Source organism: Pseudomonas rhodesiae (assembly GCF_013285305.1).
Lineage (GTDB): Bacteria > Pseudomonadota > Gammaproteobacteria > Pseudomonadales > Pseudomonadaceae > Aquipseudomonas > Aquipseudomonas rhodesiae.
Genome location: NZ_CP054205.1, coordinates 2057917 through 2082670, shown reverse-complemented (window position 1 = coordinate 2082670; position 24754 = coordinate 2057917). Strand labels below are relative to the sequence as shown.

At 60.5% G+C, this 24754-nt stretch carries 29 protein-coding genes; 13 read left to right on the top strand and 16 right to left on the bottom strand.

Annotated elements, in window-relative coordinates:
• Positions 1 to 70: 70 nt before the first annotated feature.
• Complete coding sequence (locus tag HRH33_RS09500) at positions 71 to 1417, top strand: class II 3-deoxy-7-phosphoheptulonate synthase (protein WP_034137515.1); 1347 nt, start codon at positions 71 to 73, stop codon at positions 1415 to 1417.
• 102 nt (positions 1418 to 1519) lie between these two features.
• On the opposite strand, the gene HRH33_RS09495 is transcribed toward HRH33_RS09500, so the two are convergent.
• Both HRH33_RS09495 and HRH33_RS09490 read right to left on the bottom strand, forming a co-directional pair.
• Positions 1520 to 2749 (bottom strand): winged helix-turn-helix domain-containing protein, encoded by a 1230-nt coding sequence (locus HRH33_RS09495; protein WP_167417596.1) that lies wholly within the window; start codon positions 2747 to 2749, stop codon positions 1520 to 1522.
• A 45-nt stretch (positions 2750 to 2794) separates the two neighbouring features.
• Positions 2795 to 3001: a DUF1127 domain-containing protein gene (locus tag HRH33_RS09490; protein ID WP_034137513.1), complete on the bottom strand. Its 207-nt coding sequence runs from the start codon at positions 2999 to 3001 to the stop codon at positions 2795 to 2797.
• Between the two features lie 70 nt (positions 3002 to 3071).
• Between HRH33_RS09490 and HRH33_RS09485 the strand changes: the two genes are divergently transcribed.
• Positions 3072 to 3953, top strand: coding sequence for a LysR family transcriptional regulator (locus HRH33_RS09485; protein ID WP_173603436.1), 882 nt, complete (start codon positions 3072 to 3074; stop codon positions 3951 to 3953).
• Here HRH33_RS09485 and HRH33_RS09480 read toward each other — a convergent pair.
• A complete protein-coding gene (locus HRH33_RS09480; protein ID WP_034112589.1) occupies positions 3943 to 4692 on the bottom strand; it encodes a sulfite exporter TauE/SafE family protein in 750 nt (249 codons plus the stop codon). The genes HRH33_RS09485 and HRH33_RS09480 overlap by 11 nt on opposite strands.
• A gap of 108 nt (positions 4693 to 4800) precedes the next feature.
• Here HRH33_RS09480 and HRH33_RS09475 point away from each other — a divergent pair, with 108 nt between their 5' ends.
• The 4 genes from HRH33_RS09475 to HRH33_RS09460 all read left to right on the top strand — a co-directional run bounded on the left by HRH33_RS09475 (position 4801) and on the right by HRH33_RS09460 (position 7976).
• Positions 4801 to 5751 carry a LysR family transcriptional regulator gene (locus tag HRH33_RS09475; RefSeq protein WP_034096592.1) on the top strand — a complete coding sequence of 317 codons (951 nt, stop codon included), beginning with the start codon at positions 4801 to 4803 and terminating at the stop codon, positions 5749 to 5751.
• Between the two features lie 78 nt (positions 5752 to 5829).
• Positions 5830 to 6282 (top strand): MarR family winged helix-turn-helix transcriptional regulator, encoded by a 453-nt coding sequence (locus HRH33_RS09470; protein WP_167417598.1) that lies wholly within the window; start codon positions 5830 to 5832, stop codon positions 6280 to 6282.
• A 230-nt stretch (positions 6283 to 6512) separates the two neighbouring features.
• Positions 6513 to 6932 carry an organic hydroperoxide resistance protein gene (locus HRH33_RS09465; protein WP_034137508.1) on the top strand — a complete coding sequence of 140 codons (420 nt, stop codon included), beginning with the start codon at positions 6513 to 6515 and terminating at the stop codon, positions 6930 to 6932.
• A 27-nt stretch (positions 6933 to 6959) separates the two neighbouring features.
• Positions 6960 to 7976 (top strand): alpha/beta hydrolase, encoded by a 1017-nt coding sequence (locus HRH33_RS09460; RefSeq protein ID WP_167417599.1) that lies wholly within the window; start codon positions 6960 to 6962, stop codon positions 7974 to 7976.
• 63 nt (positions 7977 to 8039) lie between these two features.
• Here the strand turns inward: HRH33_RS09460 and HRH33_RS09455 are convergent, their stop codons facing one another.
• Both HRH33_RS09455 and earP read right to left on the bottom strand, forming a co-directional pair.
• Entirely contained in the window at positions 8040 to 8612 is a 573-nt protein-coding gene (locus HRH33_RS09455) for an elongation factor P (protein ID WP_003172723.1), read from the bottom strand.
• 49 nt (positions 8613 to 8661) lie between these two features.
• Positions 8662 to 9795 (bottom strand): elongation factor P maturation arginine rhamnosyltransferase EarP, encoded by a 1134-nt coding sequence (gene earP, locus HRH33_RS09450; protein WP_167417600.1) that lies wholly within the window; start codon positions 9793 to 9795, stop codon positions 8662 to 8664.
• Between the two features lie 132 nt (positions 9796 to 9927).
• On the opposite strand from earP, the gene HRH33_RS09445 reads away from it, so the two are divergent.
• Together HRH33_RS09445 and HRH33_RS09440 are read left to right on the top strand one after the other, a co-directional pair.
• Entirely contained in the window at positions 9928 to 10299 is a 372-nt protein-coding gene (locus HRH33_RS09445; protein ID WP_034137505.1) for a hypothetical protein, read from the top strand.
• A 5-nt stretch (positions 10300 to 10304) separates the two neighbouring features.
• The gene (locus HRH33_RS09440) at positions 10305 to 10787 is read left to right on the top strand and encodes a GreA/GreB family elongation factor (RefSeq protein WP_034096791.1); all 483 of its coding nucleotides are present in this window, start codon (positions 10305 to 10307) and stop codon (positions 10785 to 10787) included.
• 79 nt (positions 10788 to 10866) lie between these two features.
• Here the strand turns inward: HRH33_RS09440 and cysB are convergent, their stop codons facing one another.
• The 5 genes from cysB to HRH33_RS09415 all read right to left on the bottom strand — a co-directional run bounded on the left by cysB (position 10867) and on the right by HRH33_RS09415 (position 14789).
• Entirely contained in the window at positions 10867 to 11841 is a 975-nt protein-coding gene (gene cysB, locus HRH33_RS09435; RefSeq protein ID WP_003189876.1) for an HTH-type transcriptional regulator CysB, read from the bottom strand.
• Positions 11842 to 11944: 103 nt separating this feature from the next.
• A complete protein-coding gene (locus tag HRH33_RS09430; RefSeq protein WP_034096586.1) occupies positions 11945 to 12445 on the bottom strand; it encodes a universal stress protein in 501 nt (166 codons plus the stop codon).
• Positions 12446 to 12516: 71 nt separating this feature from the next.
• Entirely contained in the window at positions 12517 to 13428 is a 912-nt protein-coding gene (locus HRH33_RS09425) for a 5'-nucleotidase (RefSeq protein ID WP_034137504.1), read from the bottom strand.
• Between the two features lie 15 nt (positions 13429 to 13443).
• Positions 13444 to 14406, bottom strand: a complete 963-nt coding sequence (locus HRH33_RS09420) for a putative 2-dehydropantoate 2-reductase (RefSeq protein ID WP_167417601.1) — start codon at positions 14404 to 14406, stop codon at positions 13444 to 13446.
• Positions 14403 to 14789, bottom strand: coding sequence for a YbbN family protein (locus tag HRH33_RS09415; protein ID WP_094066185.1), 387 nt, complete (start codon positions 14787 to 14789; stop codon positions 14403 to 14405). Before HRH33_RS09415 ends, HRH33_RS09420 begins: the two co-directional genes overlap by 4 nt.
• Between HRH33_RS09415 and HRH33_RS09410 the strand changes: the two genes are divergently transcribed.
• Both HRH33_RS09410 and HRH33_RS09405 read left to right on the top strand, forming a co-directional pair.
• Positions 14788 to 15222 carry a PilZ domain-containing protein gene (locus HRH33_RS09410; protein ID WP_167417602.1) on the top strand — a complete coding sequence of 145 codons (435 nt, stop codon included), beginning with the start codon at positions 14788 to 14790 and terminating at the stop codon, positions 15220 to 15222. The genes HRH33_RS09415 and HRH33_RS09410 overlap by 2 nt on opposite strands.
• A gap of 130 nt (positions 15223 to 15352) precedes the next feature.
• Entirely contained in the window at positions 15353 to 16429 is a 1077-nt protein-coding gene (locus HRH33_RS09405) for a 3-deoxy-7-phosphoheptulonate synthase (RefSeq protein WP_034096581.1), read from the top strand.
• Between the two features lie 70 nt (positions 16430 to 16499).
• On the opposite strand, the gene HRH33_RS09400 is transcribed toward HRH33_RS09405, so the two are convergent.
• Positions 16500 to 16781: a GNAT family N-acetyltransferase gene (locus HRH33_RS09400; RefSeq protein ID WP_034096580.1), complete on the bottom strand. Its 282-nt coding sequence runs from the start codon at positions 16779 to 16781 to the stop codon at positions 16500 to 16502.
• A gap of 611 nt (positions 16782 to 17392) precedes the next feature.
• Here HRH33_RS09400 and oprI point away from each other — a divergent pair.
• A complete protein-coding gene (gene oprI / locus HRH33_RS09395) occupies positions 17393 to 17644 on the top strand; it encodes an outer membrane lipoprotei OprI (RefSeq protein ID WP_003172710.1) in 252 nt (83 codons plus the stop codon).
• A gap of 132 nt (positions 17645 to 17776) precedes the next feature.
• On the opposite strand, the gene HRH33_RS09390 is transcribed toward oprI, so the two are convergent.
• The 3 genes from HRH33_RS09390 to HRH33_RS09380 form a co-directional block, all read right to left on the bottom strand.
• Positions 17777 to 18745, bottom strand: a complete 969-nt coding sequence (locus HRH33_RS09390) for a L,D-transpeptidase family protein (RefSeq protein WP_034096579.1) — start codon at positions 18743 to 18745, stop codon at positions 17777 to 17779.
• A gap of 83 nt (positions 18746 to 18828) precedes the next feature.
• Complete coding sequence (locus HRH33_RS09385; RefSeq protein ID WP_003172705.1) at positions 18829 to 19122, bottom strand: hypothetical protein; 294 nt, start codon at positions 19120 to 19122, stop codon at positions 18829 to 18831.
• A 58-nt stretch (positions 19123 to 19180) separates the two neighbouring features.
• Positions 19181 to 19786, bottom strand: a complete 606-nt coding sequence (locus HRH33_RS09380; protein WP_034096578.1) for an arylesterase — start codon at positions 19784 to 19786, stop codon at positions 19181 to 19183.
• Positions 19787 to 19796: 10 nt separating this feature from the next.
• Here HRH33_RS09380 and HRH33_RS09375 point away from each other — a divergent pair, with 10 nt between their 5' ends.
• Together HRH33_RS09375 and HRH33_RS09370 are read left to right on the top strand one after the other, a co-directional pair.
• Positions 19797 to 20480, top strand: a complete 684-nt coding sequence (locus HRH33_RS09375; protein WP_034112578.1) for an ABC transporter ATP-binding protein — start codon at positions 19797 to 19799, stop codon at positions 20478 to 20480.
• The gene (locus HRH33_RS09370; RefSeq protein WP_094066181.1) at positions 20480 to 22990 is read left to right on the top strand and encodes an ABC transporter permease; all 2511 of its coding nucleotides are present in this window, start codon (positions 20480 to 20482) and stop codon (positions 22988 to 22990) included. Before HRH33_RS09375 ends, HRH33_RS09370 begins: the two co-directional genes overlap by 1 nt.
• 34 nt (positions 22991 to 23024) lie before the next feature.
• On the opposite strand, the gene greB is transcribed toward HRH33_RS09370, so the two are convergent.
• Both greB and HRH33_RS09360 read right to left on the bottom strand, forming a co-directional pair.
• Positions 23025 to 23498, bottom strand: coding sequence for a transcription elongation factor GreB (gene greB / locus HRH33_RS09365; protein WP_094066273.1), 474 nt, complete (start codon positions 23496 to 23498; stop codon positions 23025 to 23027).
• A 116-nt stretch (positions 23499 to 23614) separates the two neighbouring features.
• Positions 23615 to 24616 carry a hypothetical protein gene (locus HRH33_RS09360; protein WP_167417603.1) on the bottom strand — a complete coding sequence of 334 codons (1002 nt, stop codon included), beginning with the start codon at positions 24614 to 24616 and terminating at the stop codon, positions 23615 to 23617.
• Positions 24617 to 24754: the final 138 nt, after the last annotated feature.

Here is a 24754-nt window from a genome sequence, read left to right as displayed (position 1 = left end):
CGGCAACAGGTCACGCACTAATTGCTGATAACATTGGCGCCCGACCGTCAATCAGCCAATCGAGTTCAAGATGAGCCAACCGTGGAGCCCCGAGAGCTGGCGCGCCCTGCCGATCCAGCAACAACCCCAGTACCCGGATGCAGCGCACCTGTTGCAAGTGGAGCAAAGCCTGTCCAGCTACCCGCCGCTGGTGTTCGCCGGGGAAGCCCGCGAGTTGCGCCGTCAGTTTGCCGAAGTGACCCAAGGCCGCGCCTTCCTGTTGCAGGGCGGTGACTGCGCCGAAAGTTTTGCCGAGTTCTCCGCCGCGAAAATCCGCGACACCTTCAAGGTGCTGCTGCAGATGGCCATCGTCATGACCTTCGCTGCCGGTTGCCCGGTGGTGAAAGTCGGGCGTATGGCCGGTCAATTCGCCAAGCCGCGCTCGGCCAACGATGAAACCATCGATGGCATCACCCTGCCCGCCTACCGAGGCGATATCGTCAACGGCATTGGCTTCGACGAAAAAAGCCGCGTGCCGGACCCGGAGCGGCTGCTGCAGTCCTACCACCAGTCCACCGCCACCCTCAACCTGCTGCGCGCCTTCGCCCAGGGCGGGTTTGCCGACCTGCACCAAGTGCACAAGTGGAACCTGGACTTCATCGCCAACTCCGCGCTGGCCGACAAATACAGCCAACTGGCCGACCGCATCGACGAAACCTTGGCGTTCATGCGCGCCTGCGGCATGGACAGTTCGCCGCAACTGCGCGAGACCAGCTTCTTCACCGCCCACGAAGCGCTGCTGCTCAATTACGAACAAGCCTTCGTGCGCCGTGACAGCCTGACCAACGATTACTACGACTGCTCGGCCCATATGCTGTGGATCGGTGACCGCACCCGTCAGTTGGATGGCGCCCACGTCGAGTTCCTACGCGGGGTGAATAACCCGATCGGCGTCAAGGTCGGCCCAAGCATGGACCCGGACGATCTGATCCGCCTGATCGACATTCTCAACCCGGACAACGACCCCGGCCGCCTCAACCTGATTGCGCGCATGGGCGCCGGCAAGGTCGGCGACCACCTGCCCAATCTGATCCGCGCCGTGCAGCGCGAGGGCAAGCAAGTGCTGTGGAGTTCCGACCCGATGCACGGCAACACCATCAAGGCCAGCAGCGGCTACAAGACCCGGGATTTTGCGCAGATCCTGGCGGAGGTGAAGGCATTCTTCCAGGTGCATCAGGCCGAGGGCACCTATGCCGGCGGGATTCATATCGAGATGACCGGGCAGAACGTCACCGAATGCATCGGCGGCGCCCGGCCGATCACCGAGGATGGTTTGTCAGACCGCTACCACACCCACTGCGACCCACGGATGAATGCCGATCAGTCGCTGGAGCTGGCGTTCCTGATTGCCGAGACGTTGAAGCAGGTCAAACGCTGAGGCTGGGCCGACGCCCTCGTGGGCAAGCCCACTCCCACAGGGAATGCATTGCAATCGAACCCTGCATTCCAATGTGGGAGTGGGCTTGCCCACGATGAGGCCCTAACGGCCAACATCCAAGCCGATCATCGCGCTGCGCAATCGGTCGGCACTGGGCCTCTGGCAATTGAGTTGTACCTGCTGCAACCCCAGCCAGCCGGCCATCTGGCGCAAATTCACGGCCAACGCTTGCATCCCCTCCTCGTCCAGACCTGGCGCTTCTTCGTGCACTGCATGCACCGCCAGGCGTGAGTGGGCGCGTTCGGCGCGCAGGTCAACCCGGGCGGCGATGCGTTCATTGTGCAGAAACGGCAGCACGTAGTAGCCGTACACGCGCTTGTGTTGCGGCGTGTAGATCTCCAGGCGGTAGCGGAAATCGAACAGCCGCTCGGTGCGGCTGCGCTCCCAGATCAGCGAATCGAACGGCGACAGCAAGGCACTGGCCGGCACTTTGCGCGGCACGGTTGGGGCTGGCAGGCAATACGCCGGTTGCTTCCAATCCTGCACCCGACAATTGAGCAACTGGCCCGCTTCCACCAGTTCGGCAACGCGAATGCGGCTGTCGGCGGGGTCCAGACGAAAGTAATCGCGCAGGTCTTTTTCAGTACCTACCCCCAACGCGGCGGCGCTGTGCAACAACAGGCCACGTTGCGCTTCAGCTTCACTCACCTGGGTGTTCAGGATGGCGTCGGGGATCACCCGTTCAGGCAAATCGTAGAGGCGCTCGAACCCACGCCGACCGGCAACGGTGACCAGGCCCGCAGCAAACAGCCATTCCAGCGCGTGCTTTTCGTCACTCCAGTCCCACCACGGGCCGGCACGTTCCTCGCGGGTCGACAGACTGCCGGCACCCAGCGCGCCCTGTTGTTCCACCGTCTTCAGCACGCGCTGGATAACGGCTTGCTGTTCGCGGCCAAAGCGCGCCATCTGCGTATAAATGCCCTGCCCCTGCTGAGCCCGTGCCATGCGCCAGCGCAGCAATGGATACAACGCCATGGGCAGTAATGAGGCTTCGTGCCCCCAATATTCGAACAGCGAACGTCGCCGCCCCTGGCTCCAGGCGGCGTGCTCCAGCAACGCCGGTGAGTACTGGCCTAGCCTGGAAAACAATGGCAGGTAATGGGAACGCACCAGCGCATTGACAGAGTCGATCTGCAACACCCCGAGTCGCTCGATCAAGCGATTGACATGGGTGGCCTTGACCAACGCCGGCGGCTGACGCCCGGAAAACCCTTGGGCTGCCAGCGCCAGGCGTCGCGCTTGTTTGAGGGAAAAACACAGGTCGGCAGGCATGGCAGTCTCCGTGGGGGCTCGCCGCCTACCCTACTGCATCCATGGTTATTTTCGCAGCGGGTCCTGCCAGAAATGCTGATGACGCTCGCGCTCCACATCGGCGCGGTTGAGGCCGATGTCCTTCAATGCGTCATCGCTCAAGCTCGCCAGCAACCGACGCTCCTGATGCAGTACCTGCCAACGGCTCAGCACCTGAAATAGCCCGGCAAACGGGCGTTTCGCCAACAGCACAAAACCTTTCTGACCTTTCATCTCGTCACCCTCCCTTGGGGATGACGCCAGTGTGTGCTTGGCACTATGATCAATCCAACGAATGTTTCTTATGCAATCCATCTCGGAGATTGATCAATTGTCCGGTTACCCAAGCATTGATACGGATGTGCTGCGCACCTTCGTCGCCATCGCCGATCACGGCGGGTTCACCCGCGCTGGAGAGCTGGTCAACCGCACGCAGTCGGCGGTGAGCATGCAGATGAAGCGCCTGGAGGAAGACGTGCTGCAGCGCAAACTGTTCGAGCGCGATGGCCGCCAAGTGCGGTTGACGCCCGAGGGCCAGGTGTTGCTGGGGTATGCGCGACGCATCCTCAAGCTGCACAGCGAAGTGTTCAACACCTTGCGCGAGCCGCATATGGTGGGGCTGGTGCGCATCGGCACGCCCGACGACTACGTAATGCGGTTCCTGCCGGGCATTCTCAAGCCGTTTTCCAAGGCATACCCGTTGATCCAGATCGAGATGCACTGCGAGTCGTCCACGGTGTTGATGCAGCGCCGGGACCTGGCATTGACCGTGGTCAGCCGCGAGCCGGGCCATGAAATCGGCGAGCTGCTGCGTACCGAACGCATGGTGTGGGCGGCATCGCCGTGCTTTTGCGTGGACGAACATGATGCGCTGCCGCTGGCGGTCTCCGGCACCGATTGCGTCTATACCCAATGGACCTGCGCCGCGCTGGAGGCGGCCGGACGGGACTACCGCCTGGCGTATCACAGCTCCAACGTCGCGGCGATCCAGGCGGTAGTGAATGCCGGGCTGGCGGTGATGATCTGCATGGAAAGCCTGGTGACCGAGGAACTGCGCGTACTGGGCAGCGACGAAGGCTTCCCGCCGCTGCCGTCGATGAACCTGCACCTGTTACGCAACGTCAGCATGACCTCGCCGATCACCGAGTGCCTGGCCGATTACATCCGAGAGGGCTTCAGACTTTAAACGTCAACATCACCGCGCACACCACCAGGAAGGCGCAGAACAGGCCGCGTAGCAGGCGTTCCGGCATGGCATGGGCGACCTTCACGCCCCAACTGATGCTGAGCAGGCCGCCGATGGCCAGCGGCAAGCCGATCATCCAGTCCACTTCGTGGTGCCAGGCGTAGGTCACCAGGGTCACGCCAGTGCTGGGCAGCGCCAGCGCCAGGGACAATCCTTGGGCGACCACCTGCGTGGTGCCGAACACGCTGGTCAGCACCGGCGTGGCGACCACGGCGCCGCCCACTCCGAACAAGCCCCCCATGGACCCGGAAGCCGCGCCCAGCACGCCAAGCCAAGGCCAGCCGTAGCGCATCTGCGCCGTGGCTGGTGCGTTGCGCGTGAACATTCGCACCAGGTTGTAGGCCGATAGCACCAGCAAAAACACGATAAAGCCGATGCGCATCGCTCCGGCGTCCAGGCCGACCGCCCAGATCGATCCCAGCCAGGCGAAGATAAAACCCATTACGCCCAAGGGTAAGGCGTGGCGCAATTCGATGCGATTGCGCTGATGATAGCGCCACAGCGCCAGCATCACATTGGGCACCACCATGACCAGCGCGGTGCCCTGGGCAATCTGTTGATCCAGGCCGAACAGCACGCCGAGCACCGGGATAGCAATCAGCCCACCGCCAATGCCGAACAACCCGCCGACCGTGCCGAGGGCTGCGCCCAATACCAGATAAATCGCTAAATCCAACACCGCGCATTACTCCACCAACCCAAGACCTCGCATGCTACGCAGTCGCGCCTGGCGCGGAAACGCACAGCAACGCACAATGGCTGTGCCAATCTCGCACAAGCAGCCGCCATGAACCCGAACATCTTGACCGACCAACTGAGCCTGTTTCTCGACGTATTGGAGACCGGCAGCTTCTCCGCCGCGGCGCGTCGCCATCCGCTGACGCCGTCGGCCGTGGCCCGGCGTATCGACAGCCTGGAAAATTCGGTGGGCAGTCGTCTGTTCCAGCGCAGCACCCACGCGGTGGTGCCGACACCGGCGGGCCTGGCCTTTGCCGAACGGGCGCGGCGGATTGTCAGCGAGCTGCAACTGGCAAGAGCCGAAGCGGTGTCCCTAAGCCATGCGCCGGAAGGCTTGATCCGGGTGGATGCGCCGGCCGCTTTTGGGCGACGCCACCTCGCACCGGTGATTGCCGACTTCCTCAACGTATACCCCGGGCTGGATGTGCACCTGCATCTGATCGATAGCTTCGTGGACATGCAGGGCGCGCACCTGGGCAAAGTCGATCTGGTGTTGCGCGCCGGGCATATCGTCGATACGCGGCTGATCGCCACCCCATTGGCCAGCATCGTGCGCATCGCCTGCGCCAGCCCGGCCTATCTGAAAAGCCGCGGCACGCCGACCCATCCTCGGGAACTGAGCGACCACGATGGCTTGGACTGGGACGGACTGGCGCCTATGTTTGCCTGGCGCTTCGAGCTGGATGGGCGTCGCGCCACCTACCGCCCGCAGCGCATCCGCATGAGCGCCAATAACGCCGAAGCCTTGCTTTGCGGAGCGCTCGCCGGGCTGGGTATCGCCCATCTGCCGACATGGTTGGCCAGTGAGTACCTAGTGCGCGGCGAACTGTTACCGCTGTTTTGCGAAAACGGTTTGCCCAGTCCGGAAACCACCGGGATCTACGCCTTGCGCCTGGAGCAACAACCCAACGCCCGCAGTCGTCTGCTGCTCGAATACTTGAAAACGCGTTTCAGCCCAGTGCCACCGTGGGATCTGGCACTGCAGAGCGGCTTGATCTGACCGTTAGGGCAGAATTACCTGGCGCATTAAAGATTTGCCCGCTAGATTCCAGAGCAGACACGTTTTTAAGGCGCCACCATGAGCAAGAACCCTACCCCCTGCGAATCCCTGATGCTGGACAATCAGCTGTGTTTCGCCCTGCATTCCACCTCACTGCTGATGACCAAGGTCTACAAGCCGCTGCTGCAAGCGCTGGGCCTGACCTACCCGCAGTACCTGGCCATGATGGTGTTGTGGGAAGAGGACGGTTTAACCGTCGGTGAAATCAGTAGCCGACTGTTGACCGATCCCGGCTCCCTTACTCCCCTGCTCAAGCGTCTGGAAGCCGAAGGTCTGCTCAGCCGCACCCGCAGCCGCGAAGACGAGCGCGTGGTGGTGGTGGAGTTGACCGATGCTGGCCGCGCCTTGCAAGCCAAGGCCATGGGGATCCCTCAATGCATTCTCGGCGCCAGCGGTCTGGAGCTGGACCAACTGCGCAAGCTGCAAGCGGATCTGCTCGCGTTGCGCGGCAACTTGCAAAGCGCGATCTGAACACAGCAAAGACATGAGGGAGGGGTTTGCCCCCGATTGCGGCAGCTCGGTCAAAAATTTGTCGACTGATAAACCGCCATCGGGGGCAAGCCCCCTCCCACAGCGATTTAGAGCGGGACGAAAATATTTTTAACTTTTATCTTGCGCGCTAAACATTAGCGCTATACATTTGCCCCCACCAACTACTTAGCGAACAAAACTTTAGCGCTAAACAAAACGAGGGTTCCACCATGCAAACGCTCTATACCGCAGTAGCCACCGCCACCGGCGGCCGTGATGGTCGCGCTGTTTCCAGCGATAACATCCTCGACGTCAAGCTCTCCACCCCGAAAGAACTCGGCGGTGCCGGCGGCCAGGCCACCAACCCGGAACAACTGTTCGCCGCCGGTTACTCGGCCTGCTTTATCGGCGCACTGAAGTTCGTCGCCAGCCAGACCAAACGCAAAATCCCGGATAACGCCGCGATCACCGCTCACGTCGGTATCGGCCAGATCCCCGGCGGTTTCGGCTTGGATATCGACCTGCACATCAGCCTGCCAGGCCTGACCCAGGAGGATGCGCAAAGCCTGGTCGACGCCGCTCACCAGGTCTGCCCGTACTCCAACGCCACCCGTGGCAACGTCGACGTACGTCTGCATGTAACCGTCTGATCAACGCTGTCGCCTAAGGAGAAGCACATGAACACCATTGGTAAAGCACTCACCGGCACCCTGCTCGCCCTGTCCATCGGCAGCGCCTTCGCGGCGACCGGCGAGGTGGAGCACAACACCCAGGCTTTTCTGGATGCGTTGAATGCCGGTACCGGCAAACCCATCGAACAACTGACGCCGAAAGACGCCCGCGCGGTGCTGGCCGGCGCTCAGGCCGGGGTGAAGCTGACGCTGCCCCAGGCGGACGTGAGCCACAAGACCATCCAGGTCGATGGCCAGCCGCTGGAGCTGACCATCGTGCGTCCAGCCGGGGTCAAAGGCACATTGCCGGTGTTTATGTTCTTCCACGGTGGCGGCTGGGTGCTGGGGGATTACCCTACCCATGAACGCTTGGTACGGGATCTGGTGGCGGGTTCGGGAGCGGCGGCAGTGTTCGTCAACTACACGCCTTCACCCGAGGCCCATTACCCGGTGGCGATCAATCAGGCCTATGCCGCCACGAAGTGGGTGGCCGAGCATGGCAAAGAGATCAACGTCGACGGCAAGCGCCTGGCGGTGGCCGGTAACAGCGTCGGCGGCAACATGGCCGCAGTGGTCAGCCTGATGGCCAAAGACAAGGGTACGCCGGCAATCAAGTTCCAGTTGCTGTTATGGCCGGTAACGGACGCCAACTTCGAGACGGCTTCCTACAACCAGTACGCCGAAGGGCACTTCCTTACCAAAAACATGATGAAGTGGTTCTGGGACAACTACACCACCGACGCCAAGCAACGCGCCGAGATCTACGCCTCACCGCTGCGCGCCACCACCGCGCAACTCAAGGGTCTACCACCAGCAATGGTGCAGACCGCCGGCGCCGACGTACTGCGCGACGAAGGCGAGGCGTACGCGCGCAAGCTGGACGAGGCCGGCGTGCCGGTGACCGCTGTGCGTTACAACGGCATGATTCACGACTACGGGTTGCTTAACGTGGTCAGCCAGGTGCCGGCGGTGCGTTCGGCACTGTTGCAGGCGTCCGATGAACTCAAGCAACACCTGAAGTAACCCACCGCCCACGAAAAAGCCCGACGCTAGGTCGGGCTTTTTTTCGTATCGGCGAAGCCAGAATTACTTCTTAGCGCGACCTTTGTACGAACCACCTTCACGGGTGTCGATTTCGATCAGGTCGTCGATTTCGATGAAATCGGCTACTTGCAGTTCGGTGCCGTTGCTCAGCTTGGCAGGCTTCATCACCTTGCCGGAAGTGTCGCCACGGGCGGAACCTTCGGTGTAGGCAACCTTACGCACGATAGTGGTCGGCAGCTCTACGGAAACCAGGCGCTCTTCGAAGAAAATCGCTTCGCAGACGTCTTCCATGCCTTCTTCGATGAACGGCAGAACGGCTTCGATATCTTCAGCGTTCAGCTCGTACATGGTGTAGTCGGTAGTGTCCATGAACGTGTAGGTGTCGCCGCTGATGAAGGACAGGGTCGCTTCTTTGCGGTCGAGGATCACGTCGTCCAGTTTGTCGTCGGCGCTGTAGACGATCTCGGTCTTGTAACCGGTCAGCAGGTTCTTCAGCTTGGTCTTCATGATTGCGCTGTTACGACCAGACTTGGTGAACTCAGCTTTCTGAACCAGCCAAGGGTCGTTTTCGAGACGGATCACTGTACCGGGTTTCAGTTCTTTACCAGTTTTCATTACGTATATCCGAAATTTGGATGGGATTTACAAAAATCAAGGTCGCGTATCATATCCAACTTTCATAAAACTGTACCAGCGCCGTCGCAAGATCGTCCTGCAATGCCTGTTCCAGACACCACGACTCGGCATGCCGGGCTACCTCGGGCCAGTGTTCCAGCAGCATTTTCCAAGCGCTGGCCATATCACCCTCGGTGTTCCAGGCTTGCCAGAGAGCCACGAGCGCAGTTTTCGCCGCCGGAGAAAGCGCGGCGGTGTAGAGGTTTAGAAACGCGTCGAGTTTGTCCAGATGAATGTCTTCGTCCTGGCGATAGATGTGCCACAACAGCGGTCGGCCAGCCCACTGGGCGCGCACGAACGAGTCTTCGCCGCGCACGGCATTGAAGTCGCAGCACCAGAGCAGACGGTCGTATTGCTCTTGGCGCACGAACGGCAGCACCTGTACGGTCAGGGCTTGGCGCCGATGAATATCCCCGGCTGCCAGCCCATCCACGCCGAGCCAGCGCTGCACATCGCCGAGTATGCGCCCCTCGGGCACCAACAGATGAGTGGCGGTCCCGTCCGTCGATAACACGTCCAGCCATGGGGCCAGCCCAGGGTTTTCGTAAGCAAACAGTGAGATCAATCGCGTGCCAATGGTCGGAAATACGCCCATCGCATGCAGGAATTGTCGCTGCGCCTCGGCGTCTTGCTGAAAAGCCTGACGTTGCTCCAGCAACCCAGCCTCTCGCAATAACCCTCCAGTGCCTTCGCGGAACCCCGGAAAGAAGAAGTACTTCTGCACTCCCTTGAACTTCACCGACGGCAAACGATGGCAACCCACCACCCAATCTTCGGCGCTGAGGTAATCCAGGTTCATCCACAGCGGAGTCCGTTCGCACGCGGCCATGGCTTCCATATAGTCCGGCGGCAACTGACAGGCGAACGCTGCAATCACCACATCCGCCGCCGAAGCCTGTGCCCACTCGGCCGGCCAGTGGCGCACGTCGACGCCCTCTTGCCATTGCTGGTCGAGCTGAGTGTCAATGTCCGGGCACATACGTTCGAAGGCGCGCAGGTCATCGACCCACAAGCGCACGGCGCAAGCGTGCTCCACCACCAATTGCCGGGCCAGGCGCCAGGTCACGCCGATGTCGCCGTAGTTATCGACGACGCTGCAAAACATATCCCAGCGGGCTTTCATTCCGGGCTCCATCGATCAAAGGGGCGATTGTCCGCATAAATGCACGGATGCAGAAGGCTTGATCGTGATTATTCTGCACAGGGGCTGTGCGACAATCGCCGCCATGCCGTCAATGCCCGCCAGGAGGCCGCCATGTCTGACCGTCCGTTATCGCTGCCCAAACTTATGCTCGCCATCGCCCTGGGCCTATGGCTGGGGTTCGTCGCCATTGTGCTGACCACTTGGCTGGCCTCGCGCTACCTCTTCCCTCAAGCCTTGGCTCCAGTGGCCCAGGCCGTCCAGCAATGGGGCACGCCCGCCGCCGCTGTAGCGCCGGAACCGCCCAACCGAATGTTCGAGCAGTACCAGCAGAACTTGCAAAAACAGGAGCAGCAACAAGCCCTGGATCAGGCGCGCAACAATGCGCGCAACCTGTCCAACCCCAAATGCCAGTTCTGGCTGCAACAGGACCAGAACGCCCCGACCGAGAAGTCCCGCGCCAACGTCCTGCAATTCTGCGATTGATGAACATGAATAAATACGCTGTCCACACGCTCATCCTGGAAAAACTCGGCGTCGATCTCGACATCGCTCAACGTGCCGCGCAGACCGCCTACGAAACCGCGACCCATGAAGAAAACATCGCCGAGAACAAATACGACACCCTCGGGCTGGAAGCCTCTTACCTGGCGACCGGGCAAGCCAGGCGCGTAGAGGAAATCAAGCAGGCCCTGACACTGTGCCAGAACCTGCCAGTGCGGCCCTACGATGAGCAGCGCGGTATAGAAGTCGGTGCGTTACTGGGCCTGGAAGATCAGAACGGTCGCCAGCAGTGGCTGTTCCTGGCGCCCGATGCGGCCGGATTGAAAGTGGATGTGGTAGGCCAGCCGGTGACCGTCATCACCCCGCGCTCGCCCCTGGGCAAAAGCCTGCTGGGCAAGTTCGAAGGCGATGAGGTGGAAGTGCTGGTGGCTGGCGCCCGGCAGTACTTCACGGTTACCGACGCCAAATAATCGGTAGGCGCGCTTGTTCGTATAGGACGCCCTGTTCACCCTGGCGCCCTGCGTGATCCCTGAGTACGAACGCCTAAGGTCAGTGAACCGGCAGTTCCACGCCGTCGAACAGTTCTTCCAGCTCCTGCTTGTTATGGCACTGGATGGCCTTGGCCATCACTTCGCGGGTCAGGTGTGGGGCGAACTTCTCGATGAAATCGCACATGAACCCGCGCAGGAACGTACCGCGACGGAAGCCGATCTTGGTCACGCTGGACTCGAACAATTCGCTGGCATCCAGCACAACCAAGTCTTTATCGAGGTTGGTGTCCACCGCCATCTTGGCGACGATACCCACCCCCAGTCCCAGGCGCACGTAAGTCTTGATTACGTCGGCGTCGGCGGCGGTAAACACCACTTTCGGCGTGAGGCCACGATGACTGAAGGCTTCATCAAGCTTGGAACGGCCGGTGAACCCGAACACGTAGGTGACGATCGGGTATTCCGCCAAGGCTTCGAGGGTCAGTTTCGGCAGCTTGGCCAACGGGTGGCCCTGAGGCACCACCACGCAACGGTTCCAGCGATAGCACGGCATCATCACCAGATCGCCGAACAGCTCCAGCGCCTCGGTGGCGATGGCGAAATCGACGGTGCCGTCGGCGGCCATCTCGGCGATCTGCATCGGCGACCCTTGGTGCATGTGCAACGCCACGTCCGGGTACTGTTTGATGAAATCGCGAATCACCGGTGGCAGTGCATAACGGGCCTGGGTGTGGGTGGTGGCGATCGACAAGGTGCCTTTTTTCTCGTTGGAAAATTCCTGGGCGATCTGTTTGATGCTTTCAACTTTACGCAGGATCTCGCCGGCGGTGGTGATGATGCGCTCACCGGCCGGTGTCACGCGGGTGAGGTGCTTGCCGCTGCGCGCGAACACTTCGACGCCCAACTCGTCTTCGAGCAGGCGGATCTGCTTGCTGATACCGGGTTGCGAGGTGTAAAGGCTTTGAGCGGTAGCGGAAACGTTGAGGTCGTGGTGCGCCACTTCCCAGATGTAGCGCAGTTGTTGAAGCTTCATATGTGTCCCTCAAAGCAGATAGACGCCACGGGTATCAGCAGCGATATATAACTATATTAAAGGTCAGAAGGATAAATCTAGAACTTTTTATCCCATCTCCCATTTACACGTCATCACTGCGTCGACGTTGTAGCGACGGCACCAGGTAAACCGGCACCGTAGACAGCTGCACTACCCGCGTGGCAGTACGCCCCAATGGCGTGGCCTGCGCACTGGTAGAGCTATGACTTCCTACGATCAACAAGTCGACGGAAAGTTTACGCAGTTGGTCGAGAATCACCTCGCACGGGTCGCCCTGAATCACGCGCACCGAGCGGATCCACTTCAAGTCCTGCTCGCCCTCCCCCAACTCCTCACGAAAACTCTCCAGTACACGCTGCTCGATCGTTGCGATCATGGTACTCAGGCCCTGGCTCTGCCATTCAATCAAGGCCTTTTCATCAAGGTAGCTCTGCAACACCGATTCGGCGAACAGACCGATAGGTTCAACCACATGAATCACGTACAGGTCAGCCTTGAACGTCCGCGCCAGCGCCAAGGCATGTTGCATCACATACGGCGCATACAGGCCGAGGTCCGTGGCGTACAGCATCGAACGAATCATAAAAACCTCCTGGACAGCCAGGATGGCGGAGATCAAAACAGCTTAGCAGCGCCGTGCGGAGTTGGATTGGCTCAGACCGGGCTCTTCAGTTCATTGCTAATGCCATGAGGCACATGCCCGGTGGCGACTACCTCCCTGGCTTTCTCGCAATGACCGGCCTGATCATCGAAAAACACATCGGCGGCGAATGCCTCAAGAAACGCGGATTTCTCCAACCCGCCGAGAAACAGCGACTCGTCCAGCCGGATGTCCCACTCTCGCAAAGTGCGGATCACCCGCTCATGGGACGGCGCCGAACGCGCGGTCACCAGTGCGGTACGGATTGGACATGCCTCGTCCGGAAACTCACGTTGCAGCAAGTTGAGCGCCGCCAGAAACCCTTTGAAAGGCCCACCATGCAAAGGCTGGCGTGCCGATTCGCGCTCGCTGGCCTGGAATGCTTCAAGCCCTCCGGCCTGGTACACACGCTCGGATTCATCGGAGAACAGCACCGCGTCGCCGTCGAAGGCGATGCGCAATTCCTCGCTGCCGGCCCGGCGCGCACCGCCGGACAAAATCGTCGCCGCCGCGAAACCGGCATCCAGGGCGCTGCGCACATCTTCGGCATGGGTGGACAAAAACAGATGGCAACCAAATGCCGCCAAATAAGGATAAGGACTACGTCCTCCGACGAACGCGGCGCGAGAAATATCCAGGCCGTAATGCTGGATGGAATTGAACACGCGTAGGCCGGTGTCGGCGCTGTTGCGCGACACCAGGACCACCTCGACACGGGCACGGCCCAGGCTGGCGTTAAGGCTCAGCAGTTTCTTGACCAGCGGGAAGGCATCGCCGGGTTCCAGGATCTCTTCTTCATGTTCGATCTGGTATTTACGATAAGTCTCCACGCCTTCGGCCAGGTAGATTTTGTGACTTTCGCTGAGGTCGAACAGCGCCCGCGACGAAATCGCCAGCACCAGTTTGTCACCCAATCCCTTTGCCATCTGTGCTCCTCCCGATCAGCGATTGTGCCGATCAATAAAACTCAAAGCCTGGTGCAGTGCCTGCATGCGCGGCAGCTCGCACCCGGCGGCCTTGGCGGCGGATAACGGCCGTGCATAGATCGCCGCCAGTTCCAGCGGGCGCTTGTGCATATAGTCGTGATACATGCTCGGCAGGTAGTCGTCCATGGTCTCGGTCATGGCGAACATCTGCTCGGCATAGCTGGCCGGGATTTCGTGGCCACACGCATGGGCGCCCTGTATCACTTCGGCCATCAGCGCCTGGATCAGCTCGCGGCTGGAGGCGTCGGCCATCAGGTTCGTGGTGCCGGCCTTCAATAAAACCGAGAGACCGTTGAAAGGCACGTTCCACACCAGTTTATGCCAGCGCGCCTGATGCACATTGGCCATGGCCTGTGACTCGATACCGGCCTGATGAAACAACGCGGCGCCGGCCTCGACAATCGCCTTCTGACGGTTTTCATCGTTGGCGGCCGAGCCGCTGTGATAACCGAGGTTGACCCGCCCCAGGGCCTGGTGCTCGACCACACCGGGGCCGGAACGGTGTACGCCGATGTAGCACAAGCCGCCCAGCAGGTGCAGCGATACCGGCAAGTGTTCACGCAGGCTGTCCTCAACATCGAGGCCGTTTTGCAACAACACCACTTTGGCATCCGGCGCCGCAACCTGGGCCAGGGTCGGCGCCAGCTCCACATTACCGGTGGACTTGGTGCCTACCAACAACCAATCGCAGGGCGGCATATCGGCTGCCTGGGCGTAAGCCTGCACGGGGTGCAGATGCAAAGCACCATGCACACTGCTGTTCACGCGCAACCCCTGCTCGCTGACCGCGGCATATTCGCTGCGCAGCAGAAAGTGCACATCAAACCCGGCGCGCGCCAGCATCAAGCCATAAAAACCGCCAATGGCGCCGGTGCCGATGATGCCAATGCGAGGCGACTGGGGTGTAACTGTGGTCATGGCAACTCCTCCGGTGTGCGGGTAAGCGCTTCATTTACTGCCTCGACAACGGCCGCAGGTGTAAGACGTGTCTGCAATTGCCCAAGGAATTGACCCTCGCACACCACGAACAACGCCGGCAAATGAAAGATCTGGTAACGTTCGACCGCACCGCCGTTATGCCCGGCATCCACCCAGCACACGCGGTCCACCGGCAAGCGCCAGCCCGGCATTTGCTGACGCGCCCAGCGGCAACTGGAACAGCCGGCGCTGACAAATACCACCAGCGAAATCCCTGGCAATCCCAGCAATTGCTGGTCAATATCCAGGTCGGTCAATTCCAGTTCCTTCACTATACTGCTGCCACCGCCGTCAACTGGACGGTGCTCGGAGTCCGTGTACATGGGTCGTTTTTTACCTCACCCTGATGATGTCGCTGTCGAGTTAATCCAACGCCCCTCTCCCGCCATTCCCCGTCAACGCCTCCTCACTGCCGGCTTGGGCGGCATTGCTTGTCATTGGCCGCGCGCCTGGCGACAAGGCACGGCGGTGGAACTGCACATCCCATCCTTGGGCGCCAGCGCCCGCTATCCGGGGTACGTGGCCTGGTGCCGCAAGGTTGAAGGTGGCTATCGTGTGGGCATCTCGTTCACCGATGAACATGCCCTGTTCGGCGCGCGCATGGGCGAGCAAGCATGCCGGATAGAACGCTACTGCCGCCAGCACGAAGATGCCGAGCCCTCCCCTCAGCAGTTCGAGGCCCTGGCCAGGGAGTGGGTTGCGCGGCACGCGTTAGAGTTCTCCCACGACGCGTTTGTGCAGCCCGCGCGGGATTAAACCCGCGCCGCCCATTGTCGCGGGCCCGTAATACGCGCTAAGGTTCCTCCCCCCTGCATCCAAATCATGCTGTGCACCGCCGCACGGGAACGGCTGGCGGCCGGCACCCGTGACCCTGACGAGTAACACGATGGCTGATTTACCGATCAATGACCTTAACGTCGAATCCAACGAGACTCTGATCACCCCCGATCAGCTCAAGCGCGAAATCCCTTTGAGCGAGACTGCCCTGCAGACCGTTACCAAAGGCCGCGAAGTCATTCGTAATATCCTCGACGGCACCGACCATCGCCTCTTCGTGGTGATCGGCCCTTGCTCGATCCACGACCTCAAGGCGGCTCACGAATACGCCGAGCGCCTCAAGGTATTGGCGGCAGAAGTCTCCGATACCCTGTATCTGGTCATGCGTGTCTACTTCGAGAAACCGCGCACCACCGTCGGCTGGAAAGGTCTGATCAACGACCCGTACCTGGACGACTCGTTCAAGATTCAGGACGGTTTGCACATCGGTCGTCAATTGCTGCTGGATCTGGCCGAAATGGGCCTGCCCACCGCCACCGAAGCACTGGACCCGATCTCCCCGCAATACCTGCAGGATCTGATCAGTTGGTCGGCCATCGGCGCACGCACCACCGAATCCCAGACCCACCGCGAAATGGCGTCCGGCCTGTCGTCGGCCGTGGGCTTCAAGAATGGCACCGACGGCGGCCTGACCGTAGCGATCAACGCACTGCAATCGGTCTCCAGCCCTCACCGTTTCCTGGGTATCAACCCGGAAGGCGGCGTCTCCATCGTCACCACCAAAGGCAATGCCTACGGCCATGTGGTGCTGCGTGGCGGCAACGGTAAGCCCAACTATGATTCGGTCAGTGTCGCATTGTGCGAACAGGCGCTGAACAAGGCCAAGATCAAGCCGAACATCATGGTCGACTGCAGCCACGCCAACTCCAACAAGGACCCGGCCCTGCAACCGCTGGTGATGGAAAACGTTGCCAACCAGATCCTGGAAGGCAACCAGTCGATCATCGGCTTGATGGTCGAGAGCCATTTGAACTGGGGTTGCCAGGCGATTCCCAAGGATCTGGCCGACTTGCAGTACGGCGTATCGATCACCGATGCCTGCATCGATTGGGCGGCCACCGAGAACACCCTGCGCAGCATGCACGCCAAGCTCAAGGATGTATTGCCCAAGCGCCAACGCGGCTGAACCCGGCTCGGGTTTACGCACACAAAAACGCCGGGCTGAGCCCGGCGTTTTTTATGCTGATCTGGGTGCCTTACAACTTGGCGGCATGGCGCTGGTGGCGCTCCATATAACGCTCTACATAAGAGCAGGACGGGATCACCGTGTAGCCCGCCGCCTCGGCGAACTTCAAGGCCTCCTCGGTCAGCGCTGCCGCAATACCACGCCCTCTCAACGCGTTAGGCACGAAGGTGCGATAGATATCCAGGGTCTGTTTGCCAAGGTCCATATAGGTCAAGTAGGCACGATGACCGTCCACAGTGGTCTCGAACTGATGACCCGTCTGGTCATGGTGGATGGACAACGCCTCGCTCATCACTACTCCTCGCGGGTCTTGGTTTCTGACCCCTACCTTACCGATGTTTTTCCGGCGAAGGAACATCTACGCCAACCCGTGCCGGTTTCGACAACGAGAATACCTCTAGCGCTCGCAACCAGCCCGTAGGGAATAGTAGGCACCAATCCTGCAATTGCTCAAGGCGCATGCACCATCCCCCGCCGCTGGTGGATACAGAAAGGGCTTCGACCCATCGATGATCGAAAGCCTGAACATTGCCGGCAGTTGAACCTTGAGACGAACAGGCGCTCTTAAAGTCACCTCTACATGCTTAAAAAGATGCCAGGCCATGCACCGCCAAGCGCAACGGAAGTGCTCGGATAGTTATATAAATTTTCATCTATGTACAAGACCCAACACAGACAGGCTGGCGCTTTCAGCGAGGCTCGATGCGTGCCCAGTGAAAAAAAATTGGACAGTTTTTATACAAACCCACGCAAGGTTAGCCAAAACAGATTCGCCGCAAGAATTTTTTTTGCTTCTTGCGCTACGTCAGTTTACTTACTACAAGTAATGGGTAGTATGTACGCCGGCTATAAGCTCAATCTGAGAAGTAGCCATTTAATAGAAAGTCCTTGAAGGGGAACACGATGAACAACGTTCTGAAATTCTCTGCTCTGGCTCTGGCCGCAGTTCTGGCTACCGGTTGCAGCAGCGTCTCCAAAGAAACCGAAGCTCGTCTGACTGCAACTGAAGACGCAGCAGCTCGCTCCCAGGCTCGTGCAGACGAAGCCTACCGTAAAGCTGATGAAGCTCTGGCTGCTGCTCAAAAAGCACAACAGACTGCTGACGAAGCTAACGAGCGCGCTCTGCGCATGCTTGAAAAAGCTAGCCGCAAGTAATAACCCCTCGGGGTTGTTATCAAGCCGATCCATTTTTGGATCGGCTTTTTATTGCCTGGGATTCACCCGTAACCCCGGCCAATAAAAACCCGCCGCGGCACCGGGCCGGGGCGGGCTTGGCAGGTTGCAGGTTTACTGCTGCAGATCGATCGGCGTACTGGATACCATGGGCGCCGCGCCTGGCACACCGATTTCAGTGGGCAGACCGTCTTCCGCCGCCACTACGTCACGCACCTGATCCCAATTGACCCGCAGGTTATTGGCCAAGTCTTCGCGCTTGAGCAAGGCGTTGATCACCGCCGTATGTTTGTCCACTACCGATGGCGTGCCGTCATCGTTCAGGGGCGTATGCGCCTCCAGATACACCTTGCCGCCACTGCTGCCGAACTTATAGGCATCGTTGATGATGCGCACCGATGTGCCGACCGGCACCATATCGGCCATCTCCAACACGTTATTGTTGAACATGCGGAAGCAGCCATGACTGGTACGCGTGCCGATGCCGAACTTCATGTTGGAACCGTGGATCAGGTACCCCGGCGTTCCCAGCGTGAACTTGAACGGCCCCAAGGGGTTGTTCGGCCCTGCCGGCACCACGTTGGGCAGCGGGTCGCCATTGGCGGCGTGCTCGGCCTTGATCGAGGCCGGCGGTGTCCAGGTCGGGTTGGGCGTCTTGGCGATAATGCTGGTGTGGGCAATCGGTGAGCCCCAGCCTTCACGACCGATCCCTAACGGGAACGTGTAAACCACGTTCTGGCCTTTGGGGTAGTAGTAGAGCCGGTATTCCGCGAGGTTGATCACGATACCTTCGCGCGGCCCCGGCGGCAGGATGAAGCGCGTCGGCAGCACGATCTCGGTGCCCGCGCCCGGCAACCAGGCATCCACGCCCGGGTTGGCCGCGACCATCTCCGAGTAGCCCAGGTCATACGCAGTGCCAAGATCGGCAAAGGTGTCTTCGTACTTGGCCTTGATCACTTGGACTTGGCCGACGATGTCTTCCCCCGGGGGTGGCAAGGGCAACTGCAGGGCCGCTGCCGAACCGGCCGCACACAGGGCAGCAAGCGACAGGCAGCAGGTAACGACGGAAAGGCGCGACAACATCCGAAAAATCCTTCGCAGAACGACGGGTAAGTTAAAAGCCAATTGCTAGCTTACAGCTTATAGCTTGACGCTTGCAGCTGCTTCTAGAGTTCAAAGCGCAGCTCCGGCCAGATCGGCGGTGTGCCGCGCTTCTGAGACTCAAGGATAGCCCGGCACAGAGGGCACAAACGCTGGTCCTGGAAAATCGACCGATCCACCAGCGACCAACGCGGCTGCGCCGGCAATAACGTGCCGCACAGCGTGCGATCGATGGAGCCGCCCAGTTCCAATTGACGCGTCACCAGATGCACCCGCACTTCCTGGCAGGCGAACAGATCCAGCTGCTCGTCCGGCTCGATCAGTTGGTAGTTAAACAGGGACCAGGCAGGACGCGACATCGAGGGCTCCAAATCAAGGGGGCGCCACCTTAGCCGAAAGCCTGCCGGTAGAAAAGCGTCATAACAGCGGTTTGAGCGATGGCCAGACATTTTCCAGCAACTTGTCCTGAGCACCGACCGCCGGGTGCAGACCGTCGGCCTGCATCAGCTCGGGATGCCCTCCCACGCCCTCCAGGAAAAACGGCACCAGCGGCACCTTTTTTTCCTGCGCCACATCGCCGAACACCTTATTAAAGGCTTCGACATAGCGTTTTCCATAATTGGGTGGGATCTGCATGCCGAGCAGCAACACCTTCGCTCCACTGTCCCGAGACTGCTGAATCATCGAAGCAAGATTTTGTTGCAATTGCGCCGGCGGCTGACCGCGCAGCCCGTCGTTGCCCCCCAGCTCAATGATCACCACCTCCGGCTTATGCGCTGCAAGCGCCGCCGGCAGCCGCGCAAGCCCTCCCGCACTGGTATCGCCACTGATGGAAGCGTTGACCACGGTATCGTCAAACCCTTCGTTCTTGAGCCGTTGCTCCAGCAGCGCCACCCACCCTTTGCGGGTATCCAGGCCGAAACCGGCACTGATACTATCGCCAACGATCAGGACTGTACCCGCCGCTGCGTTCTGGGCCATGCACATCAAGGCCAGGCCAGCACTCAAAAACCACATTCGCATCGGATTCTCCATGGGCGCAAGCATTCTCACCGCGCGGAACCTTAGCAAAGTGGTTCCCAGCGCGGAAGGTGAACTGACTATCCTGCACGAACTGAGCCTGGAACTGAACAAGGGCGACAGCCTGGCTATCGTCGGCAGTTCCGGTTCCGGCAAATCCACGCTCCTGGGCCTGCTGGCCGGCCTCGACCTGCCCAGCGGCGGCGAAGTCACCCTCGCCGGGCAAGCCCTGAGCCGCCTGGACGAAGACCAACGGGCGCGCATCCGCGCCGAGCATGTGGGCTTCGTCTTCCAATCCTTTCAATTGCTCGACAGCCTCAATGCGCTGGAAAACGTCATGCTGCCGCTGGAACTGGACGGTCGCAAAGACGCCCGCGAACGCGCCAGGCACTTGCTTGAGCGCGTGGGCCTGGGGCAACGCCTGACCCACTCGCCCCGTCAGTTGTCCGGTGGCGAACAGCAACGGGTGGCGATTGCTCGGGCGTTCGCCGCCGAGCCCGACGTGCTGTTCGCCGATGAACCTACCGGCAACCTCGACAGCCACACCGGCGAGCGCATCAGCGATCTGCTGTTCGAACTCAATAAAGAGAGCGGCACGACCCTGGTGCTGGTCACCCACGACGAGCGCCTGGCCCACCGTTGCCGACGCCTGATCCGCCTTGAAGCCGGCCTGATGGTCGCGCCCCTGGAGCCTTGATGGCACGTTTGCCGCTGTTGCGTCTGTTCAGCCTTGCCCTGCGCCAATTACTGCGCGATGCCCGTGCCGGCGAATTGCGCGTGTTGTTCTTCGCCCTGCTGGTCGCCGTGGCCGCCAGCACCGCCATCGGCTACTTCGGCGCCCGCCTCAACGGCGCGATGCTACTGCGCGCTACCGAGTTCCTCGGCGCCGACCTGGTGCTGGAAGGCAGCTCGCCCGCCCGCCCTGAGCAAATCAAGTCCGGTACCGAGCTGGGCCTGGATCATGCCCGGGTGGTGGAATTCTCCAGCGTGATTGCCACCGACAATGGTATTCAGCTCTCCAGCATCAAGGCGGTCAACGAGCAATACCCGCTGCGTGGCGCGCTCAAGAGTGCCGCCGCGCCCTTTGCCGAGGAAACCCCAGGCGGCGGCCCGAAACCCGGCGAAGCCTGGGTAGAAGCGCGGCTGCTGACGGCCCTCGACCTAAAAGTCGGCGACAGCATCGACGTGGGCATGAAAACCCTGCGCCTGGCGCGGGTACTTACTTATGAACCGGACCGCGCCGGCAATTTCTACAGCCTCACCCCCAGGGTGATGATCAACCTCGCCGACCTGCAAGCCACCGGCGTGGTACAGCCCGGCAGCCGCGTCAGCTACCGCGAACTGTGGCGCGCGCCCCAGGGCAGTACCGCGCTGCAAACCTATCGCGACCTGATCAAGCCCGGCCTCGCCGCCAACCAGCGCTTGCAGGATTCCCGAGACGGCAACCAACAGATCGGCGGCGCCCTGGGCAAGGCCGAACGCTATCTGAACATGGCCAGCCTGGTGGCCGTTCTATTGGCGGGGGTGGCGGTGGCCTTGTCGGCCAACCGCTTTGCCACGCGACGCTTTGACGCCAGCGCGCTGTTGCGTTGCCTGGGATTGTCGCGCCGCGAAGCCATGCTGTTGTTCAGTCTGCAATTGAGCGTACTGGGCCTGCTGGCCAGTCTCGCTGGCGCTCTCCTCGGCTGGCTGGCGCAGTTCGGTCTGTTTTATTTCCTGCGGGATCTGCTGCCGGCGGACGTGCCACCTGGCGGGCTGCTGCCGGCCGTGGCAGGAATCGGCACCGGGCTGGTCGCGCTGGCGGGCTTCGCCTTGCCGCCGTTGGCTGCGCTAGGGCGCGTCCCGCCGCTGCGGGTATTGCGCCGCGATCTGCTACCCATCCCGTCCAGTACCTGGATGGTCTACGGAGCTGCGCTGTTCGCCTTGGGCCTGATCATGTGGCGTCTGAGCCTCGACCTGGTGCTCACCTTCGCCTTGCTGGGAGGTGGCGTGGTGGCCGCATTGGTGCTCGGCGGCTTGCTCTTGCTGCTGTTGCAAAGTCTGCGTCGGCTGTTAGCCGGTGCGACCCTGCCCTGGCGCCTGGGCCTGGGCCAATTGCTGCGCCACCCGCTGGCCGCCGCCGGTCAGGCCCTGGCATTTGGGCTGATACTGCTGTCCATGGGCTTGATCGCCCTGTTGCGCGGCGAGTTGCTCGACACCTGGCAAAACCAGTTGCCCAAAGATGCACCCAATTATTTTGCCTTGAACATCCTGCCGGCCGACAAAGATGCTTTCGGCGCACGCCTGCTGGACGTCCAGGCGCAATCGGCACCGCTGTACCCGGTGGTGCCGGGGCGGCTGATCAGCATCAACGGCGAACCGGTGCAGGAGATCGTCAGCAAGGACTCCAGTGGCGACCGCGCCGTGCAACGCGACCTCAGCCTGACCTGGGCCGCCGACCTGCCACCGGGCAATGCCCTGACGGCGGGCACTTGGTGGTCCCAGCAACCCTCCGATGGTATTCCCGGCGTCTCGGTTGAGGCCAAGGTGGCCGAAAGCCTCAAGCTCAAACTCGACGACCATTTGGTCTTTACGATAGGTGGGGAAAATCGCGAAGCGCGGGTCACGAGTCTGCGCACCATCAACTGGGATAACTTCCAGCCCAACTTCTTCATGATCTTCCAGCCTGGTACGTTGAAGAATCTGCCGACCACATACCTGACCAGCTTCTACCTGGCTCCCGGTCATGATCAGCAGATCGTCGACCTGGCCCGCGCCTTCCCGGCCGTGACCATCCTGCAGGTGGAGGCGTTGCTGGAGCAATTGCGCAGCATCCTTGCGCAAGTGACGCTGGCCGTGGAGTACGTGCTGTTGTTTGTATTGGCCGCCGGGATGGCCGTGCTGTTCTCCGGCCTGCAAGCGACGCTGGATGAGCGCATCCGCCAGGGTGCGCTGCTGCGCGCGTTGGGAGCCGAACGCAAGTTACTGGTCAAAGCCAGGCGCATCGAATTCGGGTTACTGGGCGCCGCGAGCGGACTGTTGGCGGCGCTGGGCACTGAACTGGTGACCTGGGCGCTGTACCGCTATGCATTCGACCTGGTCTGGCAGCCTCATCCGTGGCTGTTGCTGCTGCCCGTCATCGGTGCCGTGTTGATTGGCGGCGCAGGCGTGTTCGGCACCCGCCGCGCACTCAATGCCAGCCCGCTGACGGTGCTGCGCGAAGGCTGAGACACCTCAGGCCCGCTCGGCGGGCCTGTTACTTTCACTTCTCATATTCGATCGCGGTGATCCACCAGCACACCTCGCCCGTTGGCGTCTGCACGATGGCCTCATCGTCGACTTGCTTGCGCAACAGAGCACGAGCCATCGGCGAATCGATGGAGATGTAATCCATCCGCTCATAAATTTCGTCATAGCCGACAATGCGCAAACGCTTGGTTTCGCCCTGCTCGTTTTCAATCTCGACCCAAGCACCGAAGAACACCTTGCCTTCCTGCTCCGGTGCGTATTCCACCACGCGCATGTCTTCGAGACGCTTGCGCAGGTAGCGCACACGGCGATCGATCTCACGCAGCAGTTTCTTGTTGTACTGATAATCGGCGTTTTCGCTGCGGTCCCCCAGCGACGCCGCCCATGTCACTTTGCGCGTGGTATCCGGGCGCTTCTCGCGCCACAGGTAATCCAGCTCTTTTTTCAGCGCCTCATGACCTTCTTTGGTGATCAGCTTGGTACTCAAACGCTCGCATCCCCAGGCAATATCCATAAACACCGATGCACCAGGGATGGCCCTGGCGTCGACGGGCTGCGCTTGATGATAAATGAACCGAAGAAAGTAGCCAGGGCCGTTCACTCCTAGCTATCCAACGCCTGATCCAATTCATGCAACATGCCCCGCAGCGTATGACGCAGGCCCGACAACTGCGACTTCAACGCGGCTAGCGTCTCGGTCTTGCGTTGGATGTCCTGCGACTGATCACGCAGTTGAAATGTGCGCTGCTCCAGATCCTTGACCTGCTCGCCGATCTGGTTCTGCTCCTGCAACAGCCGATTCTGCCACTGCTCCAACGCGGTCTCTCGCTCAGCCGCGGCGAGCTTCTGTTGAGTCAACTCATGGGCGACCCGGGCCAGACTGGACAATGTGCTGTCCACTTCAAACAGTGCGCTTTGCTCCATCGGTGCGGGCAGTTTCGAAGGCGGCGGCGGCGACGGCTCAGGTTCTTGCGCGGTGGCGATGGGCGTCTCAACCTGAACGACCGTTTCGGGTGGCTCGACAGGCAGCGGTCGAGGTTCTTCAACAGGATGTTCAAGCACCGATTGAGCATCCGCTTCGGATGAGTTTGTCGCTTTGGGCGGGGAGATCATTTGGGAGGAAAAGCGAATGGAGGGCACGATCAACGAGGTACTTTCGATCGCCGGCAGTGTGGAGGCATTCATGCCTAAAGTGATCACCTTCATCACCAGCGCCTTCTTGATGGTCACCGAATGATGATCTTCAGGCCGCGCGGGCGGCAATTTACACCCCCTCAGATCGACAAAATGATAAGGCACCTGGGTTTCGGTGACCCCGGCCGCCTTGGTACCTGACGCTGCGGCCAACATAAGAATCTGTTTGAACACATGCATGGCTATTTGCAGGTCTTCCTTGGATTCAACACCGCTGAGGAAGTAGCGTTCGAGTTTCTTGCGCAGCGCCGCGATATAAACCCTGGAGCTCCCAGGTTCAACTTCCTCATCCAGACTATACACAAGGAAGTTAGAGGCGATCTGCCCTACCGCGAACCCACAGAGCAGCGCGCCGTTGACCGGAGCATCCTGACCGTTACGCTCAAGAACAAGGGTACGTAGAAGCATCATAGTAATCGGGCCTCATTAAAAATGAATCGAATGTTCATATAAACGCCGAATAAACACTTACCAACACAAACATCTAAAAACACAAAACAATTGTTTCAGTGACTCACCTGGCGCGCACGTAGGACTTGTCTTATTAAC

Coding starts and splice junctions, on each gene's coding strand:
- HRH33_RS09500 (WP_034137515.1), top strand. CDS start 71: ATGAGCCAACCGTGGAGCCCCGAGAGCTGGCGCGCCCTGCCGATCCAG.
- HRH33_RS09495 (WP_167417596.1), bottom strand. CDS start 2,749: ATGCCTGCCGACCTGTGTTTTTCCCTCAAACAAGCGCGACGCCTGGCG.
- HRH33_RS09490 (WP_034137513.1), bottom strand. CDS start 3,001: ATGAAAGGTCAGAAAGGTTTTGTGCTGTTGGCGAAACGCCCGTTTGCC.
- HRH33_RS09485 (WP_173603436.1), top strand. CDS start 3,072: ATGCAATCCATCTCGGAGATTGATCAATTGTCCGGTTACCCAAGCATT.
- HRH33_RS09475 (WP_034096592.1), top strand. CDS start 4,801: ATGAACCCGAACATCTTGACCGACCAACTGAGCCTGTTTCTCGACGTA.
- HRH33_RS09470 (WP_167417598.1), top strand. CDS start 5,830: ATGAGCAAGAACCCTACCCCCTGCGAATCCCTGATGCTGGACAATCAG.
- HRH33_RS09465 (WP_034137508.1), top strand. CDS start 6,513: ATGCAAACGCTCTATACCGCAGTAGCCACCGCCACCGGCGGCCGTGAT.
- HRH33_RS09460 (WP_167417599.1), top strand. CDS start 6,960: ATGAACACCATTGGTAAAGCACTCACCGGCACCCTGCTCGCCCTGTCC.
- HRH33_RS09455 (WP_003172723.1), bottom strand. CDS start 8,612: ATGAAAACTGGTAAAGAACTGAAACCCGGTACAGTGATCCGTCTCGAA.
- earP (WP_167417600.1), bottom strand. CDS start 9,795: ATGAAAGCCCGCTGGGATATGTTTTGCAGCGTCGTCGATAACTACGGC.
- HRH33_RS09445 (WP_034137505.1), top strand. CDS start 9,928: ATGTCTGACCGTCCGTTATCGCTGCCCAAACTTATGCTCGCCATCGCC.
- HRH33_RS09440 (WP_034096791.1), top strand. CDS start 10,305: ATGAATAAATACGCTGTCCACACGCTCATCCTGGAAAAACTCGGCGTC.
- cysB (WP_003189876.1), bottom strand. CDS start 11,841: ATGAAGCTTCAACAACTGCGCTACATCTGGGAAGTGGCGCACCACGAC.
- HRH33_RS09430 (WP_034096586.1), bottom strand. CDS start 12,445: ATGATTCGTTCGATGCTGTACGCCACGGACCTCGGCCTGTATGCGCCG.
- HRH33_RS09425 (WP_034137504.1), bottom strand. CDS start 13,428: ATGGCAAAGGGATTGGGTGACAAACTGGTGCTGGCGATTTCGTCGCGG.
- HRH33_RS09420 (WP_167417601.1), bottom strand. CDS start 14,406: ATGACCACAGTTACACCCCAGTCGCCTCGCATTGGCATCATCGGCACC.
- HRH33_RS09410 (WP_167417602.1), top strand. CDS start 14,788: ATGGGTCGTTTTTTACCTCACCCTGATGATGTCGCTGTCGAGTTAATC.
- HRH33_RS09415 (WP_094066185.1), bottom strand. CDS start 14,789: ATGTACACGGACTCCGAGCACCGTCCAGTTGACGGCGGTGGCAGCAGT.
- HRH33_RS09405 (WP_034096581.1), top strand. CDS start 15,353: ATGGCTGATTTACCGATCAATGACCTTAACGTCGAATCCAACGAGACT.
- HRH33_RS09400 (WP_034096580.1), bottom strand. CDS start 16,781: ATGAGCGAGGCGTTGTCCATCCACCATGACCAGACGGGTCATCAGTTC.
- oprI (WP_003172710.1), top strand. CDS start 17,393: ATGAACAACGTTCTGAAATTCTCTGCTCTGGCTCTGGCCGCAGTTCTG.
- HRH33_RS09390 (WP_034096579.1), bottom strand. CDS start 18,745: ATGTTGTCGCGCCTTTCCGTCGTTACCTGCTGCCTGTCGCTTGCTGCC.
- HRH33_RS09385 (WP_003172705.1), bottom strand. CDS start 19,122: ATGTCGCGTCCTGCCTGGTCCCTGTTTAACTACCAACTGATCGAGCCG.
- HRH33_RS09380 (WP_034096578.1), bottom strand. CDS start 19,786: ATGCGAATGTGGTTTTTGAGTGCTGGCCTGGCCTTGATGTGCATGGCC.
- HRH33_RS09375 (WP_034112578.1), top strand. CDS start 19,797: ATGGGCGCAAGCATTCTCACCGCGCGGAACCTTAGCAAAGTGGTTCCC.
- HRH33_RS09370 (WP_094066181.1), top strand. CDS start 20,480: ATGGCACGTTTGCCGCTGTTGCGTCTGTTCAGCCTTGCCCTGCGCCAA.
- HRH33_RS09360 (WP_167417603.1), bottom strand. CDS start 24,616: ATGATGCTTCTACGTACCCTTGTTCTTGAGCGTAACGGTCAGGATGCT.